This window comes from Streptomyces sp. NPDC005141 (genome assembly GCF_053599975.1).
The window spans coordinates 55715-79037 of sequence record NZ_JBSFYW010000001.1 but is presented as its reverse complement, the minus strand read 5'-3'; the positions used below and the strand labels follow the sequence as shown (position 1 = coordinate 79037).

The 23323-nt window shown below is 70.1% G+C and carries 14 protein-coding genes; 9 read left to right on the top strand and 5 right to left on the bottom strand.

Annotated features, from left to right (window positions below):
- Positions 1–15: 15 nt before the first annotated feature.
- Positions 16–1710 (bottom strand): AMP-binding protein, encoded by a 1695-nt coding sequence (locus ACWD68_RS00310; RefSeq protein WP_451804039.1) that lies wholly within the window; start codon positions 1708–1710, stop codon positions 16–18.
- A gap of 126 nt (positions 1711–1836) precedes the next feature.
- Between ACWD68_RS00310 and ACWD68_RS00305 the strand changes: the two genes are divergently transcribed.
- Both ACWD68_RS00305 and ACWD68_RS00300 read left to right on the top strand, forming a co-directional pair.
- Positions 1837–2982, top strand: a complete 1146-nt coding sequence (locus ACWD68_RS00305) for an acyl-CoA dehydrogenase family protein (protein WP_451804037.1) — start codon at positions 1837–1839, stop codon at positions 2980–2982.
- On the top strand, positions 2979–3377 hold the full coding sequence (locus ACWD68_RS00300) for a RidA family protein (RefSeq protein WP_451804035.1): 399 nt from the start codon (positions 2979–2981) through the stop codon (positions 3375–3377). The genes ACWD68_RS00305 and ACWD68_RS00300 overlap by 4 nt, the downstream gene beginning before the upstream one ends.
- A gap of 19 nt (positions 3378–3396) precedes the next feature.
- Here the strand turns inward: ACWD68_RS00300 and ACWD68_RS00295 are convergent, their stop codons facing one another.
- Entirely contained in the window at positions 3397–3591 is a 195-nt protein-coding gene (locus tag ACWD68_RS00295) for a DUF5999 family protein (RefSeq protein WP_451804033.1), read from the bottom strand.
- 252 nt (positions 3592–3843) lie between these two features.
- On the opposite strand from ACWD68_RS00295, the gene ACWD68_RS00290 reads away from it, so the two are divergent.
- Entirely contained in the window at positions 3844–4269 is a 426-nt protein-coding gene (locus ACWD68_RS00290; protein ID WP_451804031.1) for a DUF6299 family protein, read from the top strand.
- 154 nt (positions 4270–4423) lie between these two features.
- Here the strand turns inward: ACWD68_RS00290 and ACWD68_RS00285 are convergent, their stop codons facing one another.
- Positions 4424–5953 (bottom strand): helix-turn-helix domain-containing protein, encoded by a 1530-nt coding sequence (locus tag ACWD68_RS00285; protein ID WP_451804030.1) that lies wholly within the window; start codon positions 5951–5953, stop codon positions 4424–4426.
- 248 nt (positions 5954–6201) lie between these two features.
- Positions 6202–6393: a DUF4236 domain-containing protein gene (locus tag ACWD68_RS00280; protein ID WP_081219920.1), complete on the bottom strand. Its 192-nt coding sequence runs from the start codon at positions 6391–6393 to the stop codon at positions 6202–6204.
- 604 nt (positions 6394–6997) lie between these two features.
- Between ACWD68_RS00280 and acnA the strand changes: the two genes are divergently transcribed.
- From acnA to ACWD68_RS00255, 5 genes are all read left to right on the top strand, one after another.
- The gene (acnA, locus tag ACWD68_RS00275; protein WP_451804028.1) at positions 6998–9712 is read left to right on the top strand and encodes an aconitate hydratase AcnA; all 2715 of its coding nucleotides are present in this window, start codon (positions 6998–7000) and stop codon (positions 9710–9712) included.
- A 168-nt stretch (positions 9713–9880) separates the two neighbouring features.
- Entirely contained in the window at positions 9881–10606 is a 726-nt protein-coding gene (locus ACWD68_RS00270) for a response regulator transcription factor (protein ID WP_451804026.1), read from the top strand.
- A gap of 395 nt (positions 10607–11001) precedes the next feature.
- The gene (locus ACWD68_RS00265) at positions 11002–12468 is read left to right on the top strand and encodes a HAMP domain-containing sensor histidine kinase (RefSeq protein ID WP_451804401.1); all 1467 of its coding nucleotides are present in this window, start codon (positions 11002–11004) and stop codon (positions 12466–12468) included.
- A 202-nt stretch (positions 12469–12670) separates the two neighbouring features.
- Positions 12671–13771 carry a lytic polysaccharide monooxygenase auxiliary activity family 9 protein gene (locus ACWD68_RS00260; protein ID WP_451804024.1) on the top strand — a complete coding sequence of 367 codons (1101 nt, stop codon included), beginning with the start codon at positions 12671–12673 and terminating at the stop codon, positions 13769–13771.
- 352 nt (positions 13772–14123) lie between these two features.
- Positions 14124–17402: a GH92 family glycosyl hydrolase gene (locus ACWD68_RS00255; protein ID WP_451804022.1), complete on the top strand. Its 3279-nt coding sequence runs from the start codon at positions 14124–14126 to the stop codon at positions 17400–17402.
- 119 nt (positions 17403–17521) lie between these two features.
- Here ACWD68_RS00255 and ACWD68_RS00250 read toward each other — a convergent pair whose 3' ends face one another.
- On the bottom strand, positions 17522–21346 hold the full coding sequence (locus tag ACWD68_RS00250) for a GH92 family glycosyl hydrolase (protein ID WP_451804020.1): 3825 nt from the start codon (positions 21344–21346) through the stop codon (positions 17522–17524).
- A 488-nt stretch (positions 21347–21834) separates the two neighbouring features.
- Here ACWD68_RS00250 and ngcE point away from each other — a divergent pair, with 488 nt between their 5' ends.
- Positions 21835–23286: an N-acetylglucosamine/diacetylchitobiose ABC transporter substrate-binding protein gene (gene ngcE / locus ACWD68_RS00245; protein ID WP_451804018.1), complete on the top strand. Its 1452-nt coding sequence runs from the start codon at positions 21835–21837 to the stop codon at positions 23284–23286.
- The last annotated feature ends 37 nt before the right edge of the window (positions 23287–23323 follow it).

Sequence of the window (23323 nt, the reverse complement as noted above, 5' to 3'; positions counted from 1 at the left end):
TCTAGTGCGCGAAGATCACTTGGGGCCGTCGCCGGTGGACAGGTCACCCTCGGGCGCGGAGGATGACAGTGTGTCAGCACCGGTCTCCGCGCGCAGCCGGAACCGCTGGAGTTTGCCCGTGGCGGTGCGCGGCAGCGCGTCCAGGAAGACGATCTCGCGGGGGCATTTGTACGGAGCCAGCTCGGACTTGAGGAAGGCGCGCAGCGCCTCGGCGTCCCGGCGGGCGCCCTCCTTGAGCACCGCGTAGGCCACCACGACCTGCCCGCGTGTCTCGTCGGGCCGCCCGACGACCGCCGTCTCGACCACGTCAGGGTGCCGCAGCAGCGCGTCCTCGACCTCGGGGCCCGCGATGTTGTACCCCGCCGAGATGATCATGTCGTCGGCGCGGGCCACATAGCGGAAGTAGCCGTCGGGGTCGCGTACATAGGTGTCGCCGGTGATGTTCCAGCCGCCGCGGACGTACTCCCGCTGCCGCGGGTCGGCGAGATACCGGCAGCCGACCGGGCCGCGCACGGCGAGCAGCCCGGGTTCGCCGTCCGGCACCGGCGCTCCGTCGGCGTCGACCACACGCGCGTGCCACCCCGGCACCGGGAGACCCGTCGTGCCGGGGCGGATGTGCCCGTCGGCGGCGGAGATGAAGATGTGCAGCAGCTCGGTGGCGCCGATGCCGTTGATGATGCGCAGTCCGGTGCGCCCGTGCCAGTCCCGCCAGGTCGCCGCGGGCAGGTTCTCGCCCGCGGACACGCAGCGCCGCAGCGACCCGGTGTCGTGGTCGTCGAGCTCCGCCAGCATCGCCCGGTAGGCCGTCGGCGCCGTGAACAGCACGGAGACGCGGTGCTCGGCGATGGCGGGCAACAGCTGCTTGGGGCCCGCCTGTTCGAGCAGCAGGGAGCAGGCGCCGGCACGCAGGGGGAAGACGACGAGACCGCCCAGCCCGAAGGTGAAACCCAGGGGAGGGCTGCCCGCGAAGACATCGTCCTCCTGTGGTCGCAACACATGCTTCGAGAAGGTGTCCGCTATCGCCAGCACATCGCGGTGGAAGTGCATACAGCCCTTGGGCCGTCCGGTGGTGCCCGAGGTGAACGCGATCAGCGCCACGTCGTCGGCGGCCGTGTCCACCGCGTCGAAGGGTTCGTCCGGCGCGCCGGTGATCCGCAGCAGCAGATCGTCGGAGGCGTCACCGCCGTACGTCGTGACCCGCAGTCCGGGGATCTCCGCCTTGACCAGGTCGTCGACCGAGCGGATGTCGCACAGGGCGTGCGTGACCCGCGCGATCCCGCACATCGTGCTCAGTTCGTGCGACCGCTGCTGCGCGAGCACCGTGACGGCGACCGCGCCCGCCTTCAGTACCGCCAGCCAGCAGGCGGCCAGCCACGGAGTGGTGGGGCCGCGCAGCAGCACCCGGTTGCCCGGGACGACGCCCAGCTCGCCGGTCAGCACATGGGCGATGCGGTCGACACGGGCACGCAGCTGTCCGTACGTCCACGGGTCGCCGGACGGCGTACGGAACACCGGGCGTCCGGGGTCGGTGTCCGCGAGGAGTTCGGCGGCGCAGTTCAGCCGAACGGGGTAGCGCAGCCCGGGCAGGTCGAAGTGGAGTTCGGGCCACTGCTCGGGGGGCGGGAGGTGGTCACGCGCGAAGGTGTCGACGTGGGCCGAGACTGCCGGCACCGAGGGGTCTGCGGGATCCACGGGATCCACAGTGTCCATGGCGGTTCGCCCCCTTGCCTTGGTGGGCGTCGTGGTGGGCTCGCACGAGGAGCGTATCGTGTTGGTGACGACAGTCAACGGTTCGCGATAACGTGGGCGGCGTCCGATGGGGAGAGGGGACGGGCAATGACCGCATTCTCGCTCGATCCGGGGCAGACCGCCTGGTGTGCCGAGCTGCGCACGCTGGCCGCGGACCGTCTGCGCCCGCTGGCCGACAAGGGCGAGGCGGGGCACGTCAACCGTCCGCTGGTCGCCGAACTCGGCCGACTCGGCCTGCTCTCGCGCCTGTTCACCTCCGGCGCCCTGGATCTCTGCCTGATGCGCGAGTCCCTGGCCCAGGTCTGCACCGAGGCCGAGACGGCACTGGCCCTCCAGGGGCTCGGCGCCCATCCGGTCCACGAGTACGGCACCGCGGTCCAGCGGGAGCACTGGCTGCCCCGGGTCGCGGACGGCACCGCCGTGGCGGCCTTCGCGCTGAGCGAGCCCGGCGCCGGCTCCGACGCGGCCGCGCTGGCGCTCCGGGCGGACGAGGACGGCTCCGGCGGCTGGCGGCTCACCGGCGAGAAATGCTGGATCTCCAACGCCCCCGAGGCCGACTTCTACACCGTCTTCGCGCGGACCGCGCCCGACGCCGGAGCCCGCGGCGTCACCGCGTTCCTCGTCCCCGCCGACCGCCCCGGCCTCACCGGCACCCCGCTCGACATGCTCTCCCCGCACCCCATCGGCGCCCTCGCCCTCGACGCCGTACCCGTCACGGCGGACGATGTCCTCGGCGAACCCGACCACGGGTTCCGGGTCGCCATGCACACCCTCAACCTCTTCCGGCCGAGCGTGGGCGCCTTCGCCGTCGGCATGGCGCAGGCCGCACTGGACGCGACACTCGCCCACACGAAGCGACGCGTGGCGTTCGGCGGTCCGCTGAAGGACCTGCAGACCGTGGCCCACCAGGTCGCCGAGATGGCGCTGCGCACCGAGGCGGCCCGCCTGATGGTGTACGCGGCGGCGGCGGCGTACGACGAGGGGGCCGCGGACGTGCCGCGGCGGGCGGCGATGGCGAAACTGCTGGCGACCGAGACGGCCCAGTACGTCGTCGACGCGGCGGTCCAGTTGCACGGCGCCCGCGCACTGCGCCGCGGCCATCTCCTCGAACACCTCTACCGCGAGGTGCGCGCGCCGCGCATCTACGAGGGGGCCAGCGAGGTCCAACGGGCGGTCATCGCCAAGGAGTTGTACCGGACGGCCGGGCAGCCACAGGAAACGGGGTCCGCATGACCGCCGAACGTGTCAACCCGCCCGAGCTCTCCCCGCCGACCGGCTTCTCCCACGCCGTCGTCGCCACCGGCTCCCGCGTCGTCTTCCTGGCCGGTCAGACGGCGCTCGACGTCGACGGGAAGGTGGTGGGGGAGACCCTGCCCCTGCAGTTCGAGCGGGCGCTGGCCAATCTGCTGACCGCGCTGCGCGCGGCGGGCGGCGCTCCCGCCGACCTCGCCCGGGTCACGGTCTACGCCACCGACGTCGCCGACTACCGCGTCCACGCCCCCGAACTCGGGCGCATCTGGCGCCGGCTGGCGGGCCGCGACTACCCCGCGATGGCCGTCATCGGCGCCGCCCGCCTGTGGGACGAGGAGGCACTGGTCGAACTCGACGGCTTCGCCGTGCTGGCGTAGGGCCGCGGGGAAACGGAGATCAGGCCGCGACGGCCAGGTGCTCGGCGAACATCCGGTGCGGAGCGATCACGCTGCCGTCGGGGAGCAGTTCGCCGCTGTCGTCGAACACGATCGCCCCGTTGCACAGGAGGTTCCAGCCCTGCTCGGGGTGGGCCGAGACGATGTGCGGGGCTGCGGTGTCCGCGGACGGGCTCGAAGACTGGTGTGAACACATGGCGCACCTCCACGTCGGATGCGAAGAGTGTCGGCGGCGTTGTCGTCGCCCTCGCATAAAGAGACCATGCGCTCGCCGCGAACTCATCGGAACAGCCGGTCGTGAAGCGTGACAACACGAGGACAACTCTCGGACGTCCCCAAGACGGACGGTGCCAACTCGCCACCAAAGGGGTGATGATCACAGCCCTCGGGGCCTCGGACCGGTACCTGTTGAGCGCCCTTTCCAGGTCCCCGCTCCAGGAGGTACCCCATGTTCACGCGCCAGGCCCTCGCCACCGCCGCCGGTGCCGCGTTGCTCCTGCTCCTCGCCCCGTCCGCCGTCGCCCGGTCCGCACCGTCCGACGAGGTGACCGTCGACCCCACCGGCACGGTCGCCGCCGACGGCACCATCACCCTCTCCGGCACCTACCGCTGCACGGGCTCCGACGGTCCCGTGTTCGTGTCCTCCTCGGTGTACCAGGGTGAACCCCGGGTCGGCCTCGGCGTCGGCGGCTCCTCGGCGCTCTGCGACGGCGCGGACCACCGCTGGTCCAACTCGGAGAAGCGCGCGCCGGACACCCTCGCCCCGGGCGCCGCGCACGTCGAGGCCGCGATCCTGGAACTGAGCGGCAGCGGCCTCCCGCTCCCGACGATCCACGCGAGAAAGGAGCAGGACGTCACCATCGCGCGGGGCTGAGCGGGTACGCCCCCCGGAATCGAGCGCGTACGACGCAGGGGCGGAGCCCTTATGACACCGGGGCCGCCCCCGACGCACGCAGGCCGCCGCACCCACGCCCGGCCCGCTTTCCAGCAGGCCGGGAGGGGTGCGACGGCACTCCCGTGAGGGTCGCTCAGATGTCCCGGAAGATCTCGATCTGCGCGCCGATCGAGTTCAGGCGCTCGGCGAGGTCCTCGTAGCCGCGGTTGATGACGTAGACGTTGCGCAGCACCGAGGTGCCGTCGGCCGCCATCATCGCGAGCAGGACGACCACGGCGGGGCGCAGCGCGGGCGGGCACATCATCTCGGCGGCGCGCCAGCGGGTCGGGCCCTCGACGAGGACGCGGTGCGGGTCGAGGAGCTGGAGCCGGCCGCCGAGGCGGTTGAGGTCCGTCAGGTAGATCGCCCGGTTGTCGTAGACCCAGTCGTGGATCAGCGTCTTGCCCTGCGCGGAGGCCGCGATGGCCGCGAAGAACGGGACGTTGTCGATGTTCAGGCCGGGGAACGGCATCGGGTGGATCTTGTCGATGGGCGCCTCCAGCTTGGAGGGCCGGACGGTGAGGTCCACCAGCCGCGTGCGGCCGTTGTCCGCGAAGTACTCGGGCGTTCGGTCGTGGTCGAGGCCCATCTCCTCCAGTACCGCGAGCTCGATCTCCAGGAACTCGATCGGCACCCGGCGCACCGTCAGCTCCGACTCGGTGACCACGGCGGCGGCGAGCAGGCTCATCGCCTCGACCGGGTCCTCGGAGGGCGAGTAGTCCACGTCGACGTCGATGTTCGGCACGCCCTGCACGGTGAGCGTCGTGGTGCCGATGCCCTCCACCCGTACGCCCAGGGCCTCCAGGAAGAAGCACAGGTCCTGGACCATGTAGTTGGAGGACGCGTTGCGGATGACCGTGACACCGTCATGGCGGGCGGCGGCGAGGAGCGCGTTCTCGGTGACCGTGTCCCCGCGCTCGGTCAGCACGATCGGCCGTCCGGGCGTGACGGAGCGGTCGACCCGGGCGTGGTAGAGCCCCTCGGTCGCGGCGATGTCGAGGCCGAACCGGCGCAGCGCGATCATGTGCGGCTCGATGGTCCGGGTGCCCAGGTCGCAACCGCCCGCGTACGGCAGCTTGAAGGCGTCCAGGCGGTGCAGCAGCGGGCCGAGGAACATGATGATGGACCGCGTGCGAATGGCGGCCTCGGCGTCGATGGCCTCCATGTCCAGCTCGCTCGGCGGCACGATCTCGAGGTCGACCCCGCCGTTGATCCACCGGGTGCGGACACCGATCGAACCGAGGACCTCCAGGAGGCGGTACACCTCTTCGATCCGGGCCACCCGGCGCAGCACCGTGCGCCCCCTGTTCAGGAGCGTGGCGCAGAGCAGCGCGACACAGGCGTTCTTACTGGTCTTGACGTCGATCGAGCCGGACAGACGACGTCCGCCGACCACGCGCAGATGCATCGGACCCGCATAGCCGAGCGAGACGATCTCGCTGTCCAGCGCCTCACCGATTCGGGCGATCATCTCAAGGCTGATGTTTTGGTTGCCGCGCTCGATGCGATTGACGGCGCTCTGACTGGTGCCGAGCGCCTCGGCAAGCTGCGACTGTGTCCAGCCCCGGTGTTGCCGGGCGTCACGGATGAGCTTGCCGATACGTACGAGGTAGTCGTCTGCCATGGCGCGACGGTATATCGGATGTGAGATAAAAAGAAATGGAGCGCGGCCTTCCGAGTGACGGGCTCCATCAAGGGGTGGGGGCAGGGGAGTTCGGGTGCCGCGCTGCCGTGCGCGACAGCACGGCGGCGACCGTCGGGGGGGGGGGGGGCTCCCGGAGGTGCCGCCCGTCGATGTCGCCGCCGGTGAGTGCCGTGAAGGGATGTTTCTGTGACGGTTCGTCGAAACTGCCGTCCTATGTCCCTCTTGCGTCACTTTGCCTTGCGGGTCTTGCGCCAGCCGAACGGGCCCGGGAGGTCCATCGACGTCGTCCTGCGCCCGGTGGTGCTGTGCGTGTACCTCGGGCCGTGGTCGCCACCCGTGGTGATGGACATCGACTTGCGGTTGATGTTCAGCCGCACGCCGGGAAAGATCTTGAAGCTCTTGCGGAATGTGAGCGGCATGACTGCCCCTTCGCCTCGGTTGCGCCGGGACCTCCCCGGCAGGCACCGGATACCCCGAAAGTGCTCCGATGTGCCTGCCTCGGCCTTCGGCCCGTCAGCTTCGCTTTCAGTGAGTGAAGTTGACCCGGTCCGCCCTTTCCGGGGGGCCGGCGGTGGGATCCGGTCGCTCCCTCGGGGGCGGGTGTCGGCGACCGTGGTCGAGGCGGGTTGCGGGCGGGCGTCGGTCCAGGTGGCCCCGGCGGTACCGTCGGCGCGCGCCGGTCGCCGCGGAGGTCACCACCGGCGTGCCGGGTGTCCCGACCCGGTCGCTCGCCCCGGGGTGGGCGCGGGCCTCACCCGGTGTCACCGGGCGTCGCAGCGTTGTCGCGGACACGGCATGGTGACGACTCCGGCCGGACATGGCGGCGCCCGGACATGACCTGCCCGCCCCCATGTACTAGAGTTATCTCGACATCGAGATATCTGCCGAGGCGTACCGCGGCCGCACTCCGTCATCAGGTCTGGCGGTAAGGACTACCTAACTTAGCCTTACCTTAGCGGATCGGCCATGACGTCGTGGCGGCAGGATGCGGTGGGAACGCGCACATCAATGAAGGAGACTGTCGTGTCGGCGAACAGCTTCGACGCCCGCAGCACGCTGCAGGTGGGCGACGAGTCGTACGAGATCTTCCGGCTGGACAAGGTGGAAGGCTCGGCTCGCCTTCCGTACAGCCTGAAGGTGCTGCTGGAGAACCTGCTCCGTACCGAGGACGGCGCGAACATCACCGCCGACCACATCCGGTCCATCGGCAACTGGGACTCCCAGGCGCAGCCCAGCCAGGAGATCCAGTTCACGCCCGCCCGCGTGATCATGCAGGACTTCACCGGCGTGCCCTGTGTCGTCGACCTCGCCACCATGCGCGAGGCCGTCAAGGAGCTCGGCGGCGACCCGGCGAAGATCAACCCGCTGGCCCCGGCCGAGCTGGTCATCGACCACTCCGTCATCGCCGACAAGTTCGGCACCAGCGACGCGTTCGCGCAGAACGTCGAGCTGGAGTACGGCCGCAACAAGGAGCGCTACCAGTTCCTGCGCTGGGGCCAGACCGCCTTCGACGAGTTCAAGGTCGTCCCGCCGGGCACCGGCATCGTCCACCAGGTCAACATCGAGCACCTGGCCCGCACGGTCATGGTCCGCAAGGGCCAGGCCTACCCGGACACCCTGGTCGGCACCGACTCGCACACCACGATGGTCAACGGCCTGGGCGTCCTCGGCTGGGGCGTCGGCGGCATCGAGGCCGAGGCCGCGATGCTCGGCCAGCCGGTCTCCATGCTCATCCCGCGCGTCGTCGGCTTCAAGCTCACCGGTGAGCTCACCCCCGGCACGACCGCCACCGACCTGGTGCTCACGATCACCGAGATGCTGCGCAAGCACGGCGTCGTCGGCAAGTTCGTCGAGTTCTACGGCGAGGGTGTGGCCGCCACGTCGCTGGCCAACCGCGCCACCATCGGCAACATGTCGCCGGAGTTCGGCTCCACCGCCGCGATCTTCCCGATCGACGGCGAGACCCTGAAGTACCTGCGCCTGACCGGCCGTGACGAGCAGCAGGTCGCGCTCGTCGAGGCGTACGCCAAGGAGCAGGGCCTCTGGCTCGACCCGGCCGCCGAGCCCGACTTCTCCGAGAAGCTGGAGCTCGACCTCTCCACGGTCGTCCCCTCGATCGCCGGCCCGAAGCGCCCGCAGGACCGTATCGTCCTCGCGAACGCCTCCGAGCAGTTCAAGAGCGACGTGCGCAACTACGTCGCCGACGACGACGAGGCGGGCAAGGAGTCCTTCCCGGCCTCCGACTCCCCGGCCGCCACCAACGGCGTGCCGACCAACCCGGTCACGGTCACGGCCCCAGACGGCTCGACCTACGAGATCGACCACGGCGCGGTGACGGTCGCGGCCATCACCTCCTGCACCAACACCTCGAACCCGTACGTCATGGTCGCCGCCGCGCTCGTCGCGAAGAAGGCCGTGGAGAAGGGCCTGACCCGCAAGCCGTGGGTCAAGACCACCCTCGCCCCGGGCTCCAAGGTCGTCACCGACTACTTCGACAAGGCGGGGCTCACCCCCTACCTCGACAAGGTCGGCTTCAACCTGGTCGGTTACGGCTGCACCACCTGCATCGGCAACTCCGGCCCGCTGCCGGACGAGGTCTCCAAGGCCGTCAACGACCACGACCTCGCCGTCACCTCGGTCCTCTCCGGCAACCGGAACTTCGAGGGCCGTATCAACCCCGACGTCAAGATGAACTACCTGGCCTCCCCGCCGCTGGTCGTCGCCTACGCCCTCGCGGGCTCCATGAAGGTGGACATCACCCGCGACGCGCTCGGCACCGACACCGAGGGCAAGCCGGTCTTCCTGGCCGACATCTGGCCCTCCGAGGCCGAGGTCAACGACGTCGTGGCGAACTCCATCGGCGAGGACATGTTCAACAAGTCCTACCAGGACGTCTTCGCGGGCGACGCCCAGTGGCAGGCGCTGCCGATCCCCGAGGGCAACACCTTCGAGTGGGACCCGCAGTCGACGTACGTCCGCAAGCCCCCTTACTTCGAGGGCATGACGATGGAGACCACCCCGGTCTCGGACATCGCCGGCGCGCGCGTCCTCGCCAAGCTCGGCGACTCGGTCACCACCGACCACATCTCCCCGGCCGGTGCGATCAAGGCCGACACCCCCGGAGGCAAGTACCTCACGGAGCACGGTGTCGAGCGTCGTGACTTCAACAGCTACGGCTCGCGCCGCGGCAACCACGAGGTCATGATCCGCGGTACGTTCGCCAACATCCGTCTGCGCAACCAGATCGCGCCGGGCACCGAGGGCGGCTACACCCGCGACTTCACGAAGGAAGGCGCCCCCGTCTCCTTCATCTACGACGCCTCGCGCAACTACATCGACCAGGGCATCCCGCTGGTCATCCTGGCGGGCAAGGAGTACGGCTCCGGCTCGTCCCGCGACTGGGCCGCCAAGGGCACCGCGCTCCTCGGCGTCAAGGCCGTCATCGCCGAGTCGTACGAGCGCATCCACCGCTCGAACCTCATCGGCATGGGCGTCCTGCCGCTCCAGTTCCCGGAGGGCGCCACGGCCGAGTCCCTCGGCCTGACCGGCGAGGAGACCTTCTCCTTCACCGGCGTCGAGGAGCTCAACAACGGCACCACCCCGCGCACGGTGAAGGTCACCACCGACACCGGCGTCGAGTTCGACGCGGTCGTCCGCATCGACACCCCCGGCGAGGCGGACTACTACCGCAACGGCGGCATCATGCAGTACGTGCTGCGCAACCTGATCCGCAACTGAGCGGTCCGGTAAGGCAGTTGTAAGGCAGCTCTTTCAGCGGTTCAGGGCCGCATCCCCGGTCGACGGGGGTGCGGCCCTTCGCCGTCGCCCCCGAAGCCGGTTTCAGGACACCGGCGGTGCTCAGGTGGAACACAGGATTCCCCCAGCGGGCCGGGACAGGATTGCCCCATGTCCGGTGCTCCTGGGGTCCATGGCGGCCGCGTCCGCGTACTGATCGTCGACGACGAGCCGGTGCTCACCGAACTGCTGTCCGTCGCCGTGACGGAGGCGGGCTGGCGGCCCTGCCCGGTGGCCGACGGGCAGAGCGCGCTGCGCGTCGCGCGCAGCATCGCACCGCACGCCGTCGTCCTCGACGGGATGCTGCCCGACCTGGACGGCCTTCAGGTGCTGCGCCGGCTGCGGTACGAGAATCCGGGACTGCCCGTTCTCATGCTGACCGCGCGGGACGCGCTGGAGCACCGGATCGACGGGCTCGCCGCGGGCGCCGACGACTATGTGACGAAGCCCTTCTCCCTGGAGGAGGTCGTGCTGCGGCTGCGCGGGCTGCTGCGCCGCGCCGGGGCGGAGGAGCCGCGGTCCGGCGGGTCGGTGCTCGTCCTCGGCGATCTCGTCCTCGCCGCGGACACCCGTGAGGTGCACCGCGACGGGATGCCCGTCCGGCTCACCGCCAAGGAGTTCGACCTGCTCACCCTGCTGCTGTGCCATCCGCGCCAGGTGCTCAGCAAGGCCCAGATCCTCGACCACGTGTGGAGCACCGCGTTCGACGGCGCCGGGAACCTCGTCGAGGTGTACATCTCCAGCCTGCGCCGGAAGCTCGACAAGGGACGGGCGCCCATGATCCACACGGTGCGCGGCTTCGGATACGCCATCAGGCCGCCGGAGGACGGGAGATGAGCCCCCTGCCCGGCCCGCGCCCTCCGAGGCGGCGGCCACGACTGCCACTGCGCCTGAGGCCATGTCCGTGGCCGCGGGCGCGCGGGCGGTCCCTGTGGAGCCGGCACCCGCTCACGGGATTCCCGTGGACGGAGGCGTCGCGCGCCCAGTCCTCCCGGACGCGATCCCCGCGGACGCGAAGGCCGCGCCCGGGCTCCCTGTGGACCCGACACCCGCTCACGCGATTCCCGTGGGTGCGGCACCCGCGTGCGGCATCCGTACGCACGAGGCCCCTGCGCACGCCAGGGTTCCTGCGCACGCACTCCCTGCGCACGCCAGGGTTTCTGCGCACCCGGTCCCTGCGGACCCGGCTCCTCGTCCTCATCGGCCTGGCACTCGTCGCGGTGTGCGTGACCATGGCGTTCACCACGGTCCTCGCGCAACGGGCCTATCTGCTCGGCAACCTGGACCAGCGGGTCGGCGACGCCGCCGAGCGCAGCCAGGGCGGCGTCTCCATCGGGCCGGGCGTCGAGACGGACCTCGCCTTCCTCAACGAGCAGGGGCAGCCCATCGGCACGATCGCCGCCCGCCTCGACGAGGGCGGGGCCGTCATCGCGGCCAAGGTGGTGAGCCGGTCCGGCGGGCTGCGCGACCTCGGCGCCGCCCAGCGCTCCGCCCTGGCAGGCATCGAGACGAACGGCTCACTGCACACCCGGACGGTTCCCGGGCTCGGCACCTACCGCGTCACCGCGCTCGACGGCGGCGGACGGCCCGTGCTCACCGGACTCCCGATGGACGACGTACAGGACATGATCCGTGGCCTGGTCGTGGTCGAGGGGGTGGTCGCGGCCGCCGGTCTCACCGTCGCGGGGTGCGTCTGCGCGGTCGTCATCCGGCGTCAGCTGCGTCCGCTCGGACGGGTCGCCGCCACCGCCGTCGAGGTCTCCCGCTCGCCACTGGGACACGGCGAGGTCACCGGCCTGACCCGGGTACCCGAACGGGACGCCGACCCCGGCAGCGAGGCCGGCCAGGTCGGCGCCGCGCTCAACCGCATGATCGACCACGTCGAGACCTCCCTCGCGGAACGCCGGCGCGGCGAGGAGGAGATGCGCCGCAGCGAGGAACGCATGCGCCGCTTCCTCGCCGACGCGAGCCATGAACTCCGCACGCCCCTGGCGTCCATCGCCGGATACGCGGAGCTGATGAACCGGGGGACCGAGCGGATCGAACCGGCGCTGGCCTGGCGGCGGGTGTCCGCCGAGTCGGCGCGGATGACGGGTCTTGTGGAGGATCTGCTGCTGCTCGCCCGGCTCGACGAGGGACGGCCGTTGCAGTCGGCGGAGGTGGACCTGGCGGCGCTGGTCGCCGAGGCGGTGTGGGACGCGCGGGCCGCGGGGGAGGAGCACGTCTGGCAGCTGGCCCTCCTCCTGGACTCCCCGGCACTGGTCGTCGGCGACGAGGCCAGGCTCCACCAGGTGGTGGCCAATCTCCTGGCCAACGCCCGGGCGCACACACCGGCGGGCACGACGGTCGTCGCCACGGTGGAGGCCACCGGCACGTCCTGCACGATCCGGGTCCGCGACGACGGCCCCGGCATCCCGCCCTCCCTGCTGCCGAGGGTCTTCGAACGCTTCACCCGGGCCGACACCTCCCGCTCCCGCGTCTCTCCCGGGCACGGCGGTTCGGGCCTCGGCCTGGCCATCGCCGCGGCGATCACGACGGCCCACCACGGCCGTGTCCACGCCGAGAGCGCCCCGGGCCGTACGGAATTCACCGTCGAGCTCCCGGCCGCGGAGCCCGCGCTCCCGGCCGGCCCGGCTGCGGGGGAGCGCGCACCGGCGCCCCGGGCCGGAGGGGAAGCGGCGGCCTTCCCCCGGAGGTGAGCGCGACCGGCTCGCGGGCCCTTCCGTGGAGCCGGGGCGCGACCCACGGGTGTGCGGGATGCGCGAGGCGTTTACAGGGGTTCCCGCGCGCGCTAATTTCCGAGTGAGGTGGGAGCGCTCCCACCAGCGGACCGGAACCCGCCTCGGGAGCCGCTCCCACCTCACCCCCGATCCCGCACGGCCCACGAAGGAGCAGATTGTCATGCACTTAACAAGAGTGCGCTCAACGAGAACGCTCCGGCCGCTCTCCCGATTACGGCTCCCCCGCGGCCGCCCGTCCACCTTCCTCGTCCTCCTCGCCCTGCTGGCCGCGCTTCCGGCTCTCGCCCTGATCGTCGTGACCGGCGGCCGGGCGGAGGCGCACGGCACGCCCATGAAGCCCGGCAGCCGCACGTTCCTGTGCTGGCAGGACGGGCTGACCGACACCGGCGAGATCAAACCCGTGAACCCCGCCTGCAAGGCGGCGCAACAGGTCGGCGGGACCACGCCGTTCTACAACTGGTTCTCGGTGCTGCGCTCGGACGGCGCGGGGCGCACCCGGGGCTTCGTCCCGGACGGCCGGCTGTGCAGCGGGGGCAATCCCAACTTCACCGGCTTCGATCTGCCGCGCTCCGACTGGCCGTTGACCCATCTGACCTCGGGCGCGACCGTCGACTTCGCGTACAACGCATGGGCGGCGCATCCCGGTTGGTTCTACGTCTACATCACCAAGGACGGCTTCGACCCGACCCGCACGCTCACCTGGGACGCCATGGAGGACCAGCCGTTCCTCAGCGTCGACCACCCGGCGCTCAACGGCACCCCGGGCACGGTCGCGGCCAACTACTCCTGGAGCGGCAAGCTGCCGGCGGGCAAGTCCGGCCGCCACATCGTCTACATGGTCTGGCAGCGCTCGGACAGCGCGGAGACCTTCTACTCCTGCTCCGACGTCGTCTTCGACGGCGGCAACGGCGAGGTCACGGGAATCCACGATCCCGGCAACCCGACCGAACCCCCGCCCGGGGCGTGCTCCGCGACCCGGCGCACCACCAACAGCTGGTCCGGCGGCTACCAGACCGAGGTGACCGTCACCAACACCGGAGACGTCCCGATGCTCGGCTGGATGGTCGACTGGACGCTGCCCGGCGGTCAGTCGGTCGCCAGCCTGTGGAACGGCAACGCGACCTACAGCGGCCAGGACGTGATGGTGCACAACGCCGACTGGAATGGCTCGCTCAGTCCGGGCGGCAGCACGACGTTCGGGTATGTCGTCTCGGGCTCGGGCGGCGATCCGTCAACGGCCCTTCCCTGCCGGGTCGGTTGAACAAGCAACGCTCGGGGCGGACCGGGTGGGTGGGTTCGGACCCGCCCGGTCCGCGAGCCCGGGCGGGTCGGGGGAGGCCCTGCCCGGGATGGTGCGGCTTGTGGTGACCGTGGTGTGCGACAACGTTGTCGAACGGTCTGCACACGACTCTATCGCCTCAACAGACAACGATGTCAAGCCAGTTGACGGCCTACCTGTGCGCCGGCTGCGCCATTGGGGTGCGCGCGGGGCGCGTCCCCGGTGTTCCCGGCGGCACAGGCGGTCTTCCGTGGTACCCGTGGCGCACGTTACTGTCCCTGCGGCTTGTGCGACCTGTGGTGCGCGACCCGTCCGAAGGAGGAGGGGCCGCATCATGCGTTTCCGTCCGTCATCCGTCCTGCTGGCCGTCGCCCTGACGGTCGCCGGCGCCACTCCGGCGCTCGCCGCACCCCCGTCAGGTCCACCGAAGCTCGTCCAGGATCCCACCGCGTACGTCGACCCGCTCATCGGCACCAAGAACGGCGGCAATGTCTTCCCGGGCGCCGTCACGCCCTTCGGCATGCTCTCCTGGAGCCCGGAGAACACCCGCGGGGACGCCACCCGCACGGCCGCGCCCGGCGGCTACCAGTACGACGCCACGCGCATCCGGGGCTTCAGCCTCACCCACATGTCCGGAACGGGATGCGCGGGCGGCAGCGGCGACATCCCGTTCTTCCCGTACGCGGGCGAGGTCACCTCCTCCCCGGCGAGCGACACCAAGGACGCCGTCTACGCGGCCGGCTTCGCCCACTCCGACGAGCAGGCCGAGCCCGGCCACTACAAGGTCGGGCTCGCCTCCGGAGTGACCGCCGACCTCACCGCGACCGAGCGCACCGGCTCGGGCCGCTTCACCTTCCCGGCCGACAAGCCCGCCTCGCTGCTGATCCGTACCGCCAACTCCGAGGTCGGCTCGACCGACTCGACGGTGCGGATCGACCCGGAGACCCGCACCGTCTCCGGCTCGGTCACCTCGGGGAACTTCTGCGGCTACCTCGACCCCGAGGGTCGACGTTCCTACTACACCCTCTACTTCACGGCCCGCTTCGACCGCGACTTCAAGACCAACGGCACCTGGCAGGACGACCGGCTGAGCCCGGGGGCCACCGAGGCGAGCGGCGGCACCGGGGGCTTCGGGCAGGGCGGCCGGCCCGTCGCGGGCAAGGGGGCCGGTGGCTATGTGGAGTTCGAGCCCGGCACCGACCCGGTGAACGTCAAGGTCGGCATCTCGTACGTGAGTCAGGCCGGCGCCGCCGCCAACCTCGCGGCCGAGAACCCGCCGTCCCGCTCCTTCGCCTCGGTCCAGCGCGCCGCCCACCGGGCCTGGCGCGAGAGGCTCGGCGCGATCGGCGTCGGTGGCGGCACCGACACCGACCGCACCACCTTCTACACCGCGCTCTACCACGCCCTCCTGCACCCGAACGTCATCAGTGACGCCGACCGCAGATACCGGGGCCCCGACGACAAGGTGCACACCGTGAGCCGGGGCCACGCGGCGCAGTACGGCACCTTCTCCGGCTGGGACGTCTACCGCTCCCAGGTCCAATTGCTGACCCTGCTCAACCCGGACACCGGCTCCGACATCGCGCAGTCACTGCTCGAACTCGCCCGCCAGAACGGGGGAGTCTGGGACCGCTGGCTGCACGGCGCGAGCGGCACGCACGTCATGAACGGCGACCCGTCACCGGCCGCCCTCGCCGGCATCCGCGCCTTCGGAGGCACGGACTTCGACCTCCGCGGCGCGCTCGCCTCCCTGGTGAAGGCGGCCACCGTACCGACCGAGGGTGACCTCTCCTCGGCGGGCAAGCCCGTCCTCTCGGTCGGTCAGCGGCCCTCGCTCGACAAGTACCTCGAACACCACTACATGCCGTCCGTCTCCAACGCCTGGGGTGGCGCCGCCGAAACCCTGGAGATGTCCGGCGCGGACTTCGCGATCTCCCAACTGGCCTCGGCGGCCGGGGAGAAGAAGACGGCCGCCGACTTCGCCGAACGCTCCCAGTGGTGGCAGAACGCCTTCAACATCGCGGCCGACCCCGGCGGCGGCTACATCGCCAACCGCAAGGCCGACGGGAGCTGGGTCACCGGCTTCACCCCGGCGACCGGCAACGGCTTCGTGGAGGGCACGGCGGCCCAGTACACCTGGATGGTGCAGCACGACCCGGCGGGCCTCTTCGCCGCCATGGGCGGGCGCGCCAAGGCCCTCGACCGGCTCGACACCTTTTTCCACAACGCGGACGGCAGCTGGGCGTTCACCGGCAGCGGCGGCGACAAGTCCGAGCTGGACAACGAGCCGTCGGTCAACGTGCCCTACCTGTACGACTACGCGGGCGCGCCCTACAAGGCGCAGGAGACCGTCCGTGCGGCGATGAGCAGGCTGTGGTCGACGGAGCCGGGCGGCATTCCTGGCAACGACGACCTCGGTGAGATGTCGTCCTGGTACGTCTTCTCGGCGCTCGGCATGTACCCCCAGGTGCCTTCCCGCGCCGAACTCACCCTGTCCTCACCGCTGTTCCCGAGGATCGAGATCGAGCGTCCGGGCGGCGACGACATCGAGATCCGGGCCCGGGGCGCGGCCGCGGACGCCCCGTACGTCCAGTCGCTGCGGGTGGACGGCCGCACCAGTGAACGGCCGTGGCTCCCGGCCTCCTTCGTCCGCGACGGCGGCACGCTCGACTACACGCTGTCCGGCACGCCCGACAAGAGCTGGGGCAGCGCCGAGACGGCCGCGCCGCCCTCCTTCCGCACGGGCGAGCAGCCGTACCAGATCGGCGTGGGCCCGACCGCGGCGACGCTCGCGCCCGGCGGCAGCACCGCGCTCGACATCCGCGCCCTCGCCCTCGGCGGCGGTGCCGGGCCCGAGGTCCGCTTCCATGTGGACGTGCCCCCCGGCGTGACGGCGACGCCCGCCGAGGGCACGGTGACCGACGGCGCCCAGCGGATCACCCTGACCGCCGCCGACGACGCCGATCAGGGGTTCTACGACGTCAAGGTCGAGGTGACCTCGGCCGACACGTCGTACGCCCAGCCGGTGGCCCTGACGGTCGCGGCCCCGGGATCCCTCCTCGCGGCCTACAACAACACCGGCGTCTCCGACGACACCGGTGACCACGACGAGGCCGACTACGACGGCGGCGGCTGGAGCTACTCCCGGCAGGCCCTCGCCGACGTGGGTCTGACGCCGGGCACCCAGGGCACGGTGGACGGTCTCACCTACACCTGGCCGAACGCGCCGTCCGGCCGCCCCGACAACGCCTCGGCGACCTCGCAGCGCATCGAACTGCCCGACCCCGTGAGCCGGTTGTCCTTCATCGGCAGCGCGGTGAACGGCAACCAGCAGACCAGGGCGACCGTCACGTACACCGACGGCGGCACCGACTCCGTCGACCTTTCCTTCACCGACTGGACCGTCGGCGGAGGGGGCGGCACCGTCCAGTACGGCAACAGGACCGTCGCCAAGGCCGCCTACCGCAATGTCGCCGGCGCCGACAAGGACCCGGTGGCCACCTACGTCTTCGCCACCCAGCCCTTCGAGGCACCGGCGGGGAAGACCATCGAGAGCGTCAAACTCCCGGACAACGCGGACCTGCACGTGTTCACCCTCGCGGTCGGTCCGTGAGTCCGTGAGTCGTGAATCCGTGAGCCGGTGAGCCGACGAGCCGGTGAGCCGATCCGTCCATGAACGCGGGGCGGGCCCGGAGTCTCCTCCGGGCCCGCCCCTTTCCCCTCGCGCGTGCGTCAGGCCAGCAGCTCCACCTCCGCCAGGGTCGACTCGCCGTCGAGCACGAGGCGGTAGTGGGCGTACGAGCCGGGGTCGGCGACCGTGAACGCCCGGGTCTGCCTGTCCCAGCGGAAGGATTCGCCGGAGCGCTTGTCGAGGTCCTTCCACGTCGTTCCGTCCGAGGAGCCCTGGAGGGTCCATCCGGCCGGAGCCTTCGCGTGGTCCGAGGACGTCAGCGTGTACTGGACCCCCTCGGTGGCGGCGTCGACCGGCAGGTCCACCGAGGTGACCGCGGTGTCCGTCGCCGAGGTGTTGTCGAACAGGGCCCCGTCTCCCTTCAGGGTGTCCGAGCGCGGCGACGGCACCTTGTCGTCCTCGGTGACCGACACCGGCGCCGCGTTCTTGCCGGTGCCCCACGAGGAAGGCTTGGCACCCATGTCGAACTCCAGCACCCCGCCACGCGAGATCAGCGAGTGGGGCAGCGAAGTCGACTTCCACTGCTTGCCGTTGAACCGCACACCCTGCACGTACACGTTCTTCGCGCTGTTCCGCGGGGCCTTGATCACCAGGTCCCGGCCGTTCTCCAGGTGGACCGTCGCCTTGGTGAACAGCGGGGAGCCGATGGCGTATTCGCCGCTTCCCATCACCAGCGGGTAGAAGCCGAGGGAGGAGAAGAGGTACCAGGCCGACTGCTCGCCGTTGTCCTCGTCACCGTGGTAGCCCTGCCCGATCTCGCTGCCGGTGTAGAGCCGGGAGAGGACCTCGCGGACGTTCTGCTGGGTCTTCCAGGGCTGTCCGGCCGCGTCGTACATGTAGTTCACGTGGTGGGCCACCTGGTTGGAGTGCCCGTACATGCCCATCCGTACGTCCCGGGCCTCGGTCATCTCGTGGATGACCCCGCCGTACGAGCCCACGAAGTCCGGCGAGGCGGTCTCCGGCGTGGCGAAGTACGTGTCGAGCTTCTCCGCGAGCGCGCTCCGGCCGCCGTACAGGTTCGCCAGTCCGCGCGAGTCCTGCGGCGCGGTGAACGCGTACCCCCAGCCGTTGGTCTCCGTGTAGTCGTAGCCCCATACACGCGGGTCGTACTTCGCGGAGTCGACCCGCCAGTCACCCTTCGCGTCCCGGCCCTGGAAGAAGCCGGCCTTGGAGTCGAAGAGGTTCACGTAGTCCTGGGCGCGGTTGAGGAAGTAGTCCGATTCCTCCTTGTAGTGCTTCTTGCCCGTCTTCCTGTAGAGCGCCCGGCCCATCTCGGCGATGCCGTAGTCGTTGACGTAGCCCTCCATGGCCCACGACAGGCCCTCGCCGGTGGAGGTGCTCGTGTAGCCGAGGAAGGGGGAGGTGGCCATGCCCTTGCGGCCGACACCGGAGGTCGGCGGGACGACCGTCGCGTTCTTCAGCGCCGCGTCGTACGCCGACTCCGCGTCGAAGCCGACGCCCTTGACGTACGCGTCCGCGAACGCCACGTCCGACGAGGTGCCGGTCATCAGGTCCGCGTACCCGGGCGAGGACCAGCGCGAGGTCCAGCCGCCGTCCTTGTACTGCTGTACGAACCCGTCGACCATCTCACCCGCCTGACCGGGCGTCAGGAGGGAGTACGCCGGCCAGGTGGTCCGGTAGGTGTCCCAGAAGCCGTTGTTGACGTACACCTTGCCGTCGACGATCTTCGCGCCGGTGTGGGTCGGGGTGTCCGGACCCGGCATCGGGACGAACGGCGAGGCGTACTGGTCCTTCGAACCCACCTTCTCGGAGCCGGAGTTGGGGTACAGGTACAGCCGGTACATGCTGGAGTACAGCGTCGTCAGCTGGTCCGGCGTCGCGCCCTGCACCTCGACCTTGCCGAGCAGCCGGTCCCACTGCTTCCGGGCCCCGGCCTTGACCGCCCCGAACGACGTGCCGTCCGGGATCTCCTGGCGCAGGTTGTCCTTGGCCTGGTCGAGGCTGATGAGCGAGGTGGCCAGGCGCAGGGTGACGGTGTGGTCGGAGCCGGGCTTGAACTTCAGATAGCCCTTGACGCCGCTGGAGGAGCCCTCGGTCACGGGCGCGTCGAAGACACCGTAGACGAAGAGCCGCGTGGCGCCGGTCGACAGGCCGGACTTCACGTCCGAGTAGCCGGTCACGACACCCGCCGAGGTGTCCAGTGTCAGCCCCGCCTGTTCGGTGACGTTGTCGAAGATCACGTTCGCGTCGTCACCGGGGTAGGTGAAGCGCAGGGCGGCCGCGTGATCGGTCGGCGCCATCTCCGCCTTGAGACCGTTCTCGAAGGTCACGCCGTAGTAGTAGGGCCGCGCGGTCTCGTTCTCGTGCCGGAAGGCCAGCTCGCGGGCCGCCCGGCCGGTCTCCGGGGTGCCGGTGGCTGCCGACGGCATCACCTGGAAGGTCTGCCGGTCACCCATCCAGGGGCTCGGCTCATGGCTCGCGCTGAACGCCTCGATGGTGGGCAGGTTGTCCGCGTTGTTGGCGCGGGCGTAGTCGTACAGCCAGCTCAGCGAGCCCGCGTTGGTCACCGGCGTCCAGAAGTTGAAGCCGTGCGGGACGGCGGTCGCCGGGAAGTTGTTGCCGCGCGAGAAGCCGCCGCTGGAGTTGGTGCCGCGGGTGGTCAGCGCGTAGTCGGACAGGTGCGCCTCGGGCTTCTGCGGGGCGGCCGTCCGCAGCGCGATGTCGTCGAGCCAGCCGCGGAACTTCGCTGGGCCCTTCGGCGAGTCGTACGCGACGACGATCCGGTCCACGGTCCTCCCGTTGGCGACGGACCCGATCCGCGACGACACGTTGTTCCACTGGTTGACGTAGAGCACCTTGGAGGCACCCTGGCCCTGCGGTGTCAGCGCGAATCCGTGCTGGTCCGTGGCGTTCAGGCCGCTGAGCGAACTGCCGTCGGTGAAGACCAGGTCCACGGACACGTTCGTCGCGTCGTAGTCCCGGTCGCCGTCCGCCATCGAGGGGAAGATCCGGTACGACAGCTCGGTGTCGCGCCCGACGGCGACGTTCACGTCGAAGACCTTGTTGTACGAGTACGCCCGGCCGTCGCCCTTGTGGGTGCCGGCGTAGCGCAGGGCCCGCTTGCCCGTGAAGCCCGCGCCCGCCTTCGCGGTCGGCGAGCCGCTCGGCCCCCGGTCCACGAGCGAGAGCATGTCCTTGGGCGTCGGGTCGTCGCTCCGGCCCGTCGAGAACTGGACATCGGCGAGCTGGAGGATGTCGCCACCGTTGTTCTTGGTGACGTCGAGCCGGAAGTGCTGGTACTCGACGGGGCTTTGGATGTCGTACGACTTCGTCTGGAAGCGCTCGCCGAAGGACTCGCCGGAGCGGGTGTCGAGGGTCTTCCAGTCCTTGCCGTCGTTGGAGCCCTGCAGGGTCCAGTCCTCGGGGTCGCGCTCGTCGTGGTCGTTCGCGGATGTGAGCGCGTACGTGACCACCTTGACCGGCGCGTCCAGGTCGAACTCCGTCCAGCCGGTCGGCTCGAAGGTCAGCCACTTGCTGCTCGACTCGCCGTCGACGAGGTTCTCCTTGACCTCGCCCGCACCCGTGTTCTCGCCGCTGGCCCGCACGTCGGTGACATGGTCGGTCACATTGCCGGGGATTCCGGTGCTGTAGCCGCCGTCGACACCCGAGGACCTTTTCGTCCCGTCAGGAGTCGTATCAACCGTGTTGAGCCAGTCCGGAGCCGGATCGCCCGATTCGAACGAGGAGCTGAACCCCCGGTCGGCGGCCGCCGCTTGGGCGGGCAGGGCGACCGCAGCGCCCTGCGATGCCGCCACCAGGGAAAGCGCTGCCACCCCCAGTGCCGTAGGGGAAAGCCATCCGGCCCGACTCGTGGAACTCCGTCTGTACCGAGCTCTGTGCTGCATGCGCGAGCACCCTCCCTGCACCTGGACAACGTTGTCAAATTCGATGCGCAAGGACCATTTGGGAGCCAAGTTGTCAGTGCTGTCAAGGGTGTTGGGTGCGGCATCCGGGGTGAATGCGGTGTGACGAACCGTGCATTGCGTTCATTGCGGGAGGTTGACCCTCTATGGATCTTCGCCGGGGTGGTCCAGGGGTGCCCCATATTTCCGGGAGGTCTCAACTCGGAAAAGACCGACGGGCAAACCTGCATTCGATCTTGCTCCCTTGGCGGGAAGTGGACTATACCTGTCGCGTCCGGCCAGTCGATCGACTGGCTCCGGACAGGCAGGACCCAGAGGGGGAATTTCGAGGGCCGGCGGACCGTGGTCCATACACGTACCGCCGATTCGTCCCACTGAATCCCCCACGCACGACCCCAGCTTGACCTAACCGCGGTGCCGGGGAGGATCCGGTTCACCGCCTGAGTCCTGGAGAAGGCGAGGACTTGAGCATGGGATCCACTTCCGCCGAGAACAGCAGCCCCGAGGGTGTCGGCCGCCGTGACCTCATCAAGAGGTCGGCCGCACTCGGTCTGATCACCGTCCCGACGATGAGCTTCCTGTCCGCGTGTGCGAGCGGCGGGGGCGACGAGGACAAGTCGGGCGACAAGGGCACCGGCAAGACCAGCAAGGACAACCCCTTCGGCGTGAAGAAGGGCGGCGGCAAGCTCGACGTCGTCGTCTTCAAGGGCGGCTACGGCGACGAGTACGCCAAGTCCTGGGAAGCGGCCTTCGACAAGAAGTGGGGCTCCAAGAGCGCCCACACCGGTACGCAGGAGATCACCGGCAAGCTCCAGCCGCGCTTCAACGGCGGCAACCCGCCGGACATCGTCGACGACTCGGGCGCCCAGCAGATCAAGCTGGACGTGCTCTACAAGAGCGGCCAACTCCTCGACCTGGCCGCCGTCCTCGACGCGCCGTCCATCGACGACCCGAGCAAGAAGGTCCGCGACACCCTGATCCCGGGCACGCTCGACCCGGGCCTGCAGGGCGGCAAGGTCGTCTCGCTGAACTACATCTACACGGTGTGGGGCCTGTGGTACTCCGGCAAGCTCTTCAAGGAGAAGGGCTGGGAGGTCCCGAAGACCTGGGACGACTTCCTCGCCATCTGTAAGGACGCCAAGTCGCAGGGCATCGGCGGCCTGGCCCACCAGGGCAAGTACCCGTACTACATCAACGTCGCCATCATGGACCTGATCGCCAAGAAGGGCGGTCTGGACGCCATGAAGGCGATCGACAACCTCGACCCCAAGGCGTTCGTCGGGTCCGACGCCGCCCAGGCGGCCGTCGAGGCGATCTACGAGGTCGTGGAGAAGGGCTACTTGCTGCCCGGTACCAACGGCCTCACCCACACCGAGTCGCAGACCCGGTGGAACCAGTACAAGGCCGCCTTCATCACCTGTGGCTCCTGGCTGGAGAACGAGCAGCTGAAGCAGACCCCGGCCGACTTCGACATGAAGTTCATGCCGATGCCTCTCCTGCCCGACAGCAAGCTGCCGTTCGAGGCGATCCGGGCCGGCTCGGGCGAGCCGTTCATCATCCCGGCGAAGGCCGCGAACCTGCCCGAGGCCAAGGAGTTCATGCGCTCCATGCTCTCCAAGGAGTGGTCGACGCTCTTCGCACAGAAGGCCAACTCGCTCACCATCCTCAAGGACGGTGTGTCCGACGGCGTGGAACTGCGTCCCGGTACGCAGTCCACCGTCGAGGCGTCGAAGGCCGCGGGCGACAACACGTTCAACTACCTGTACCCCAACTGGTACAGCGAGATGGGCACGGCCATCGAGACCGCGTCCAACGAGCTGATGTCCAAGCGCATTCAGCCGAAGGAATGGCTGAAGCGGGCCCAGGCCGCGGTCGACAAGGCGGCCAAGGACCCGGAGTCCAAGAAGAACCACCGCGACTGATCACGTAAACCCGGAACACCAGGGTCACGCACACCCG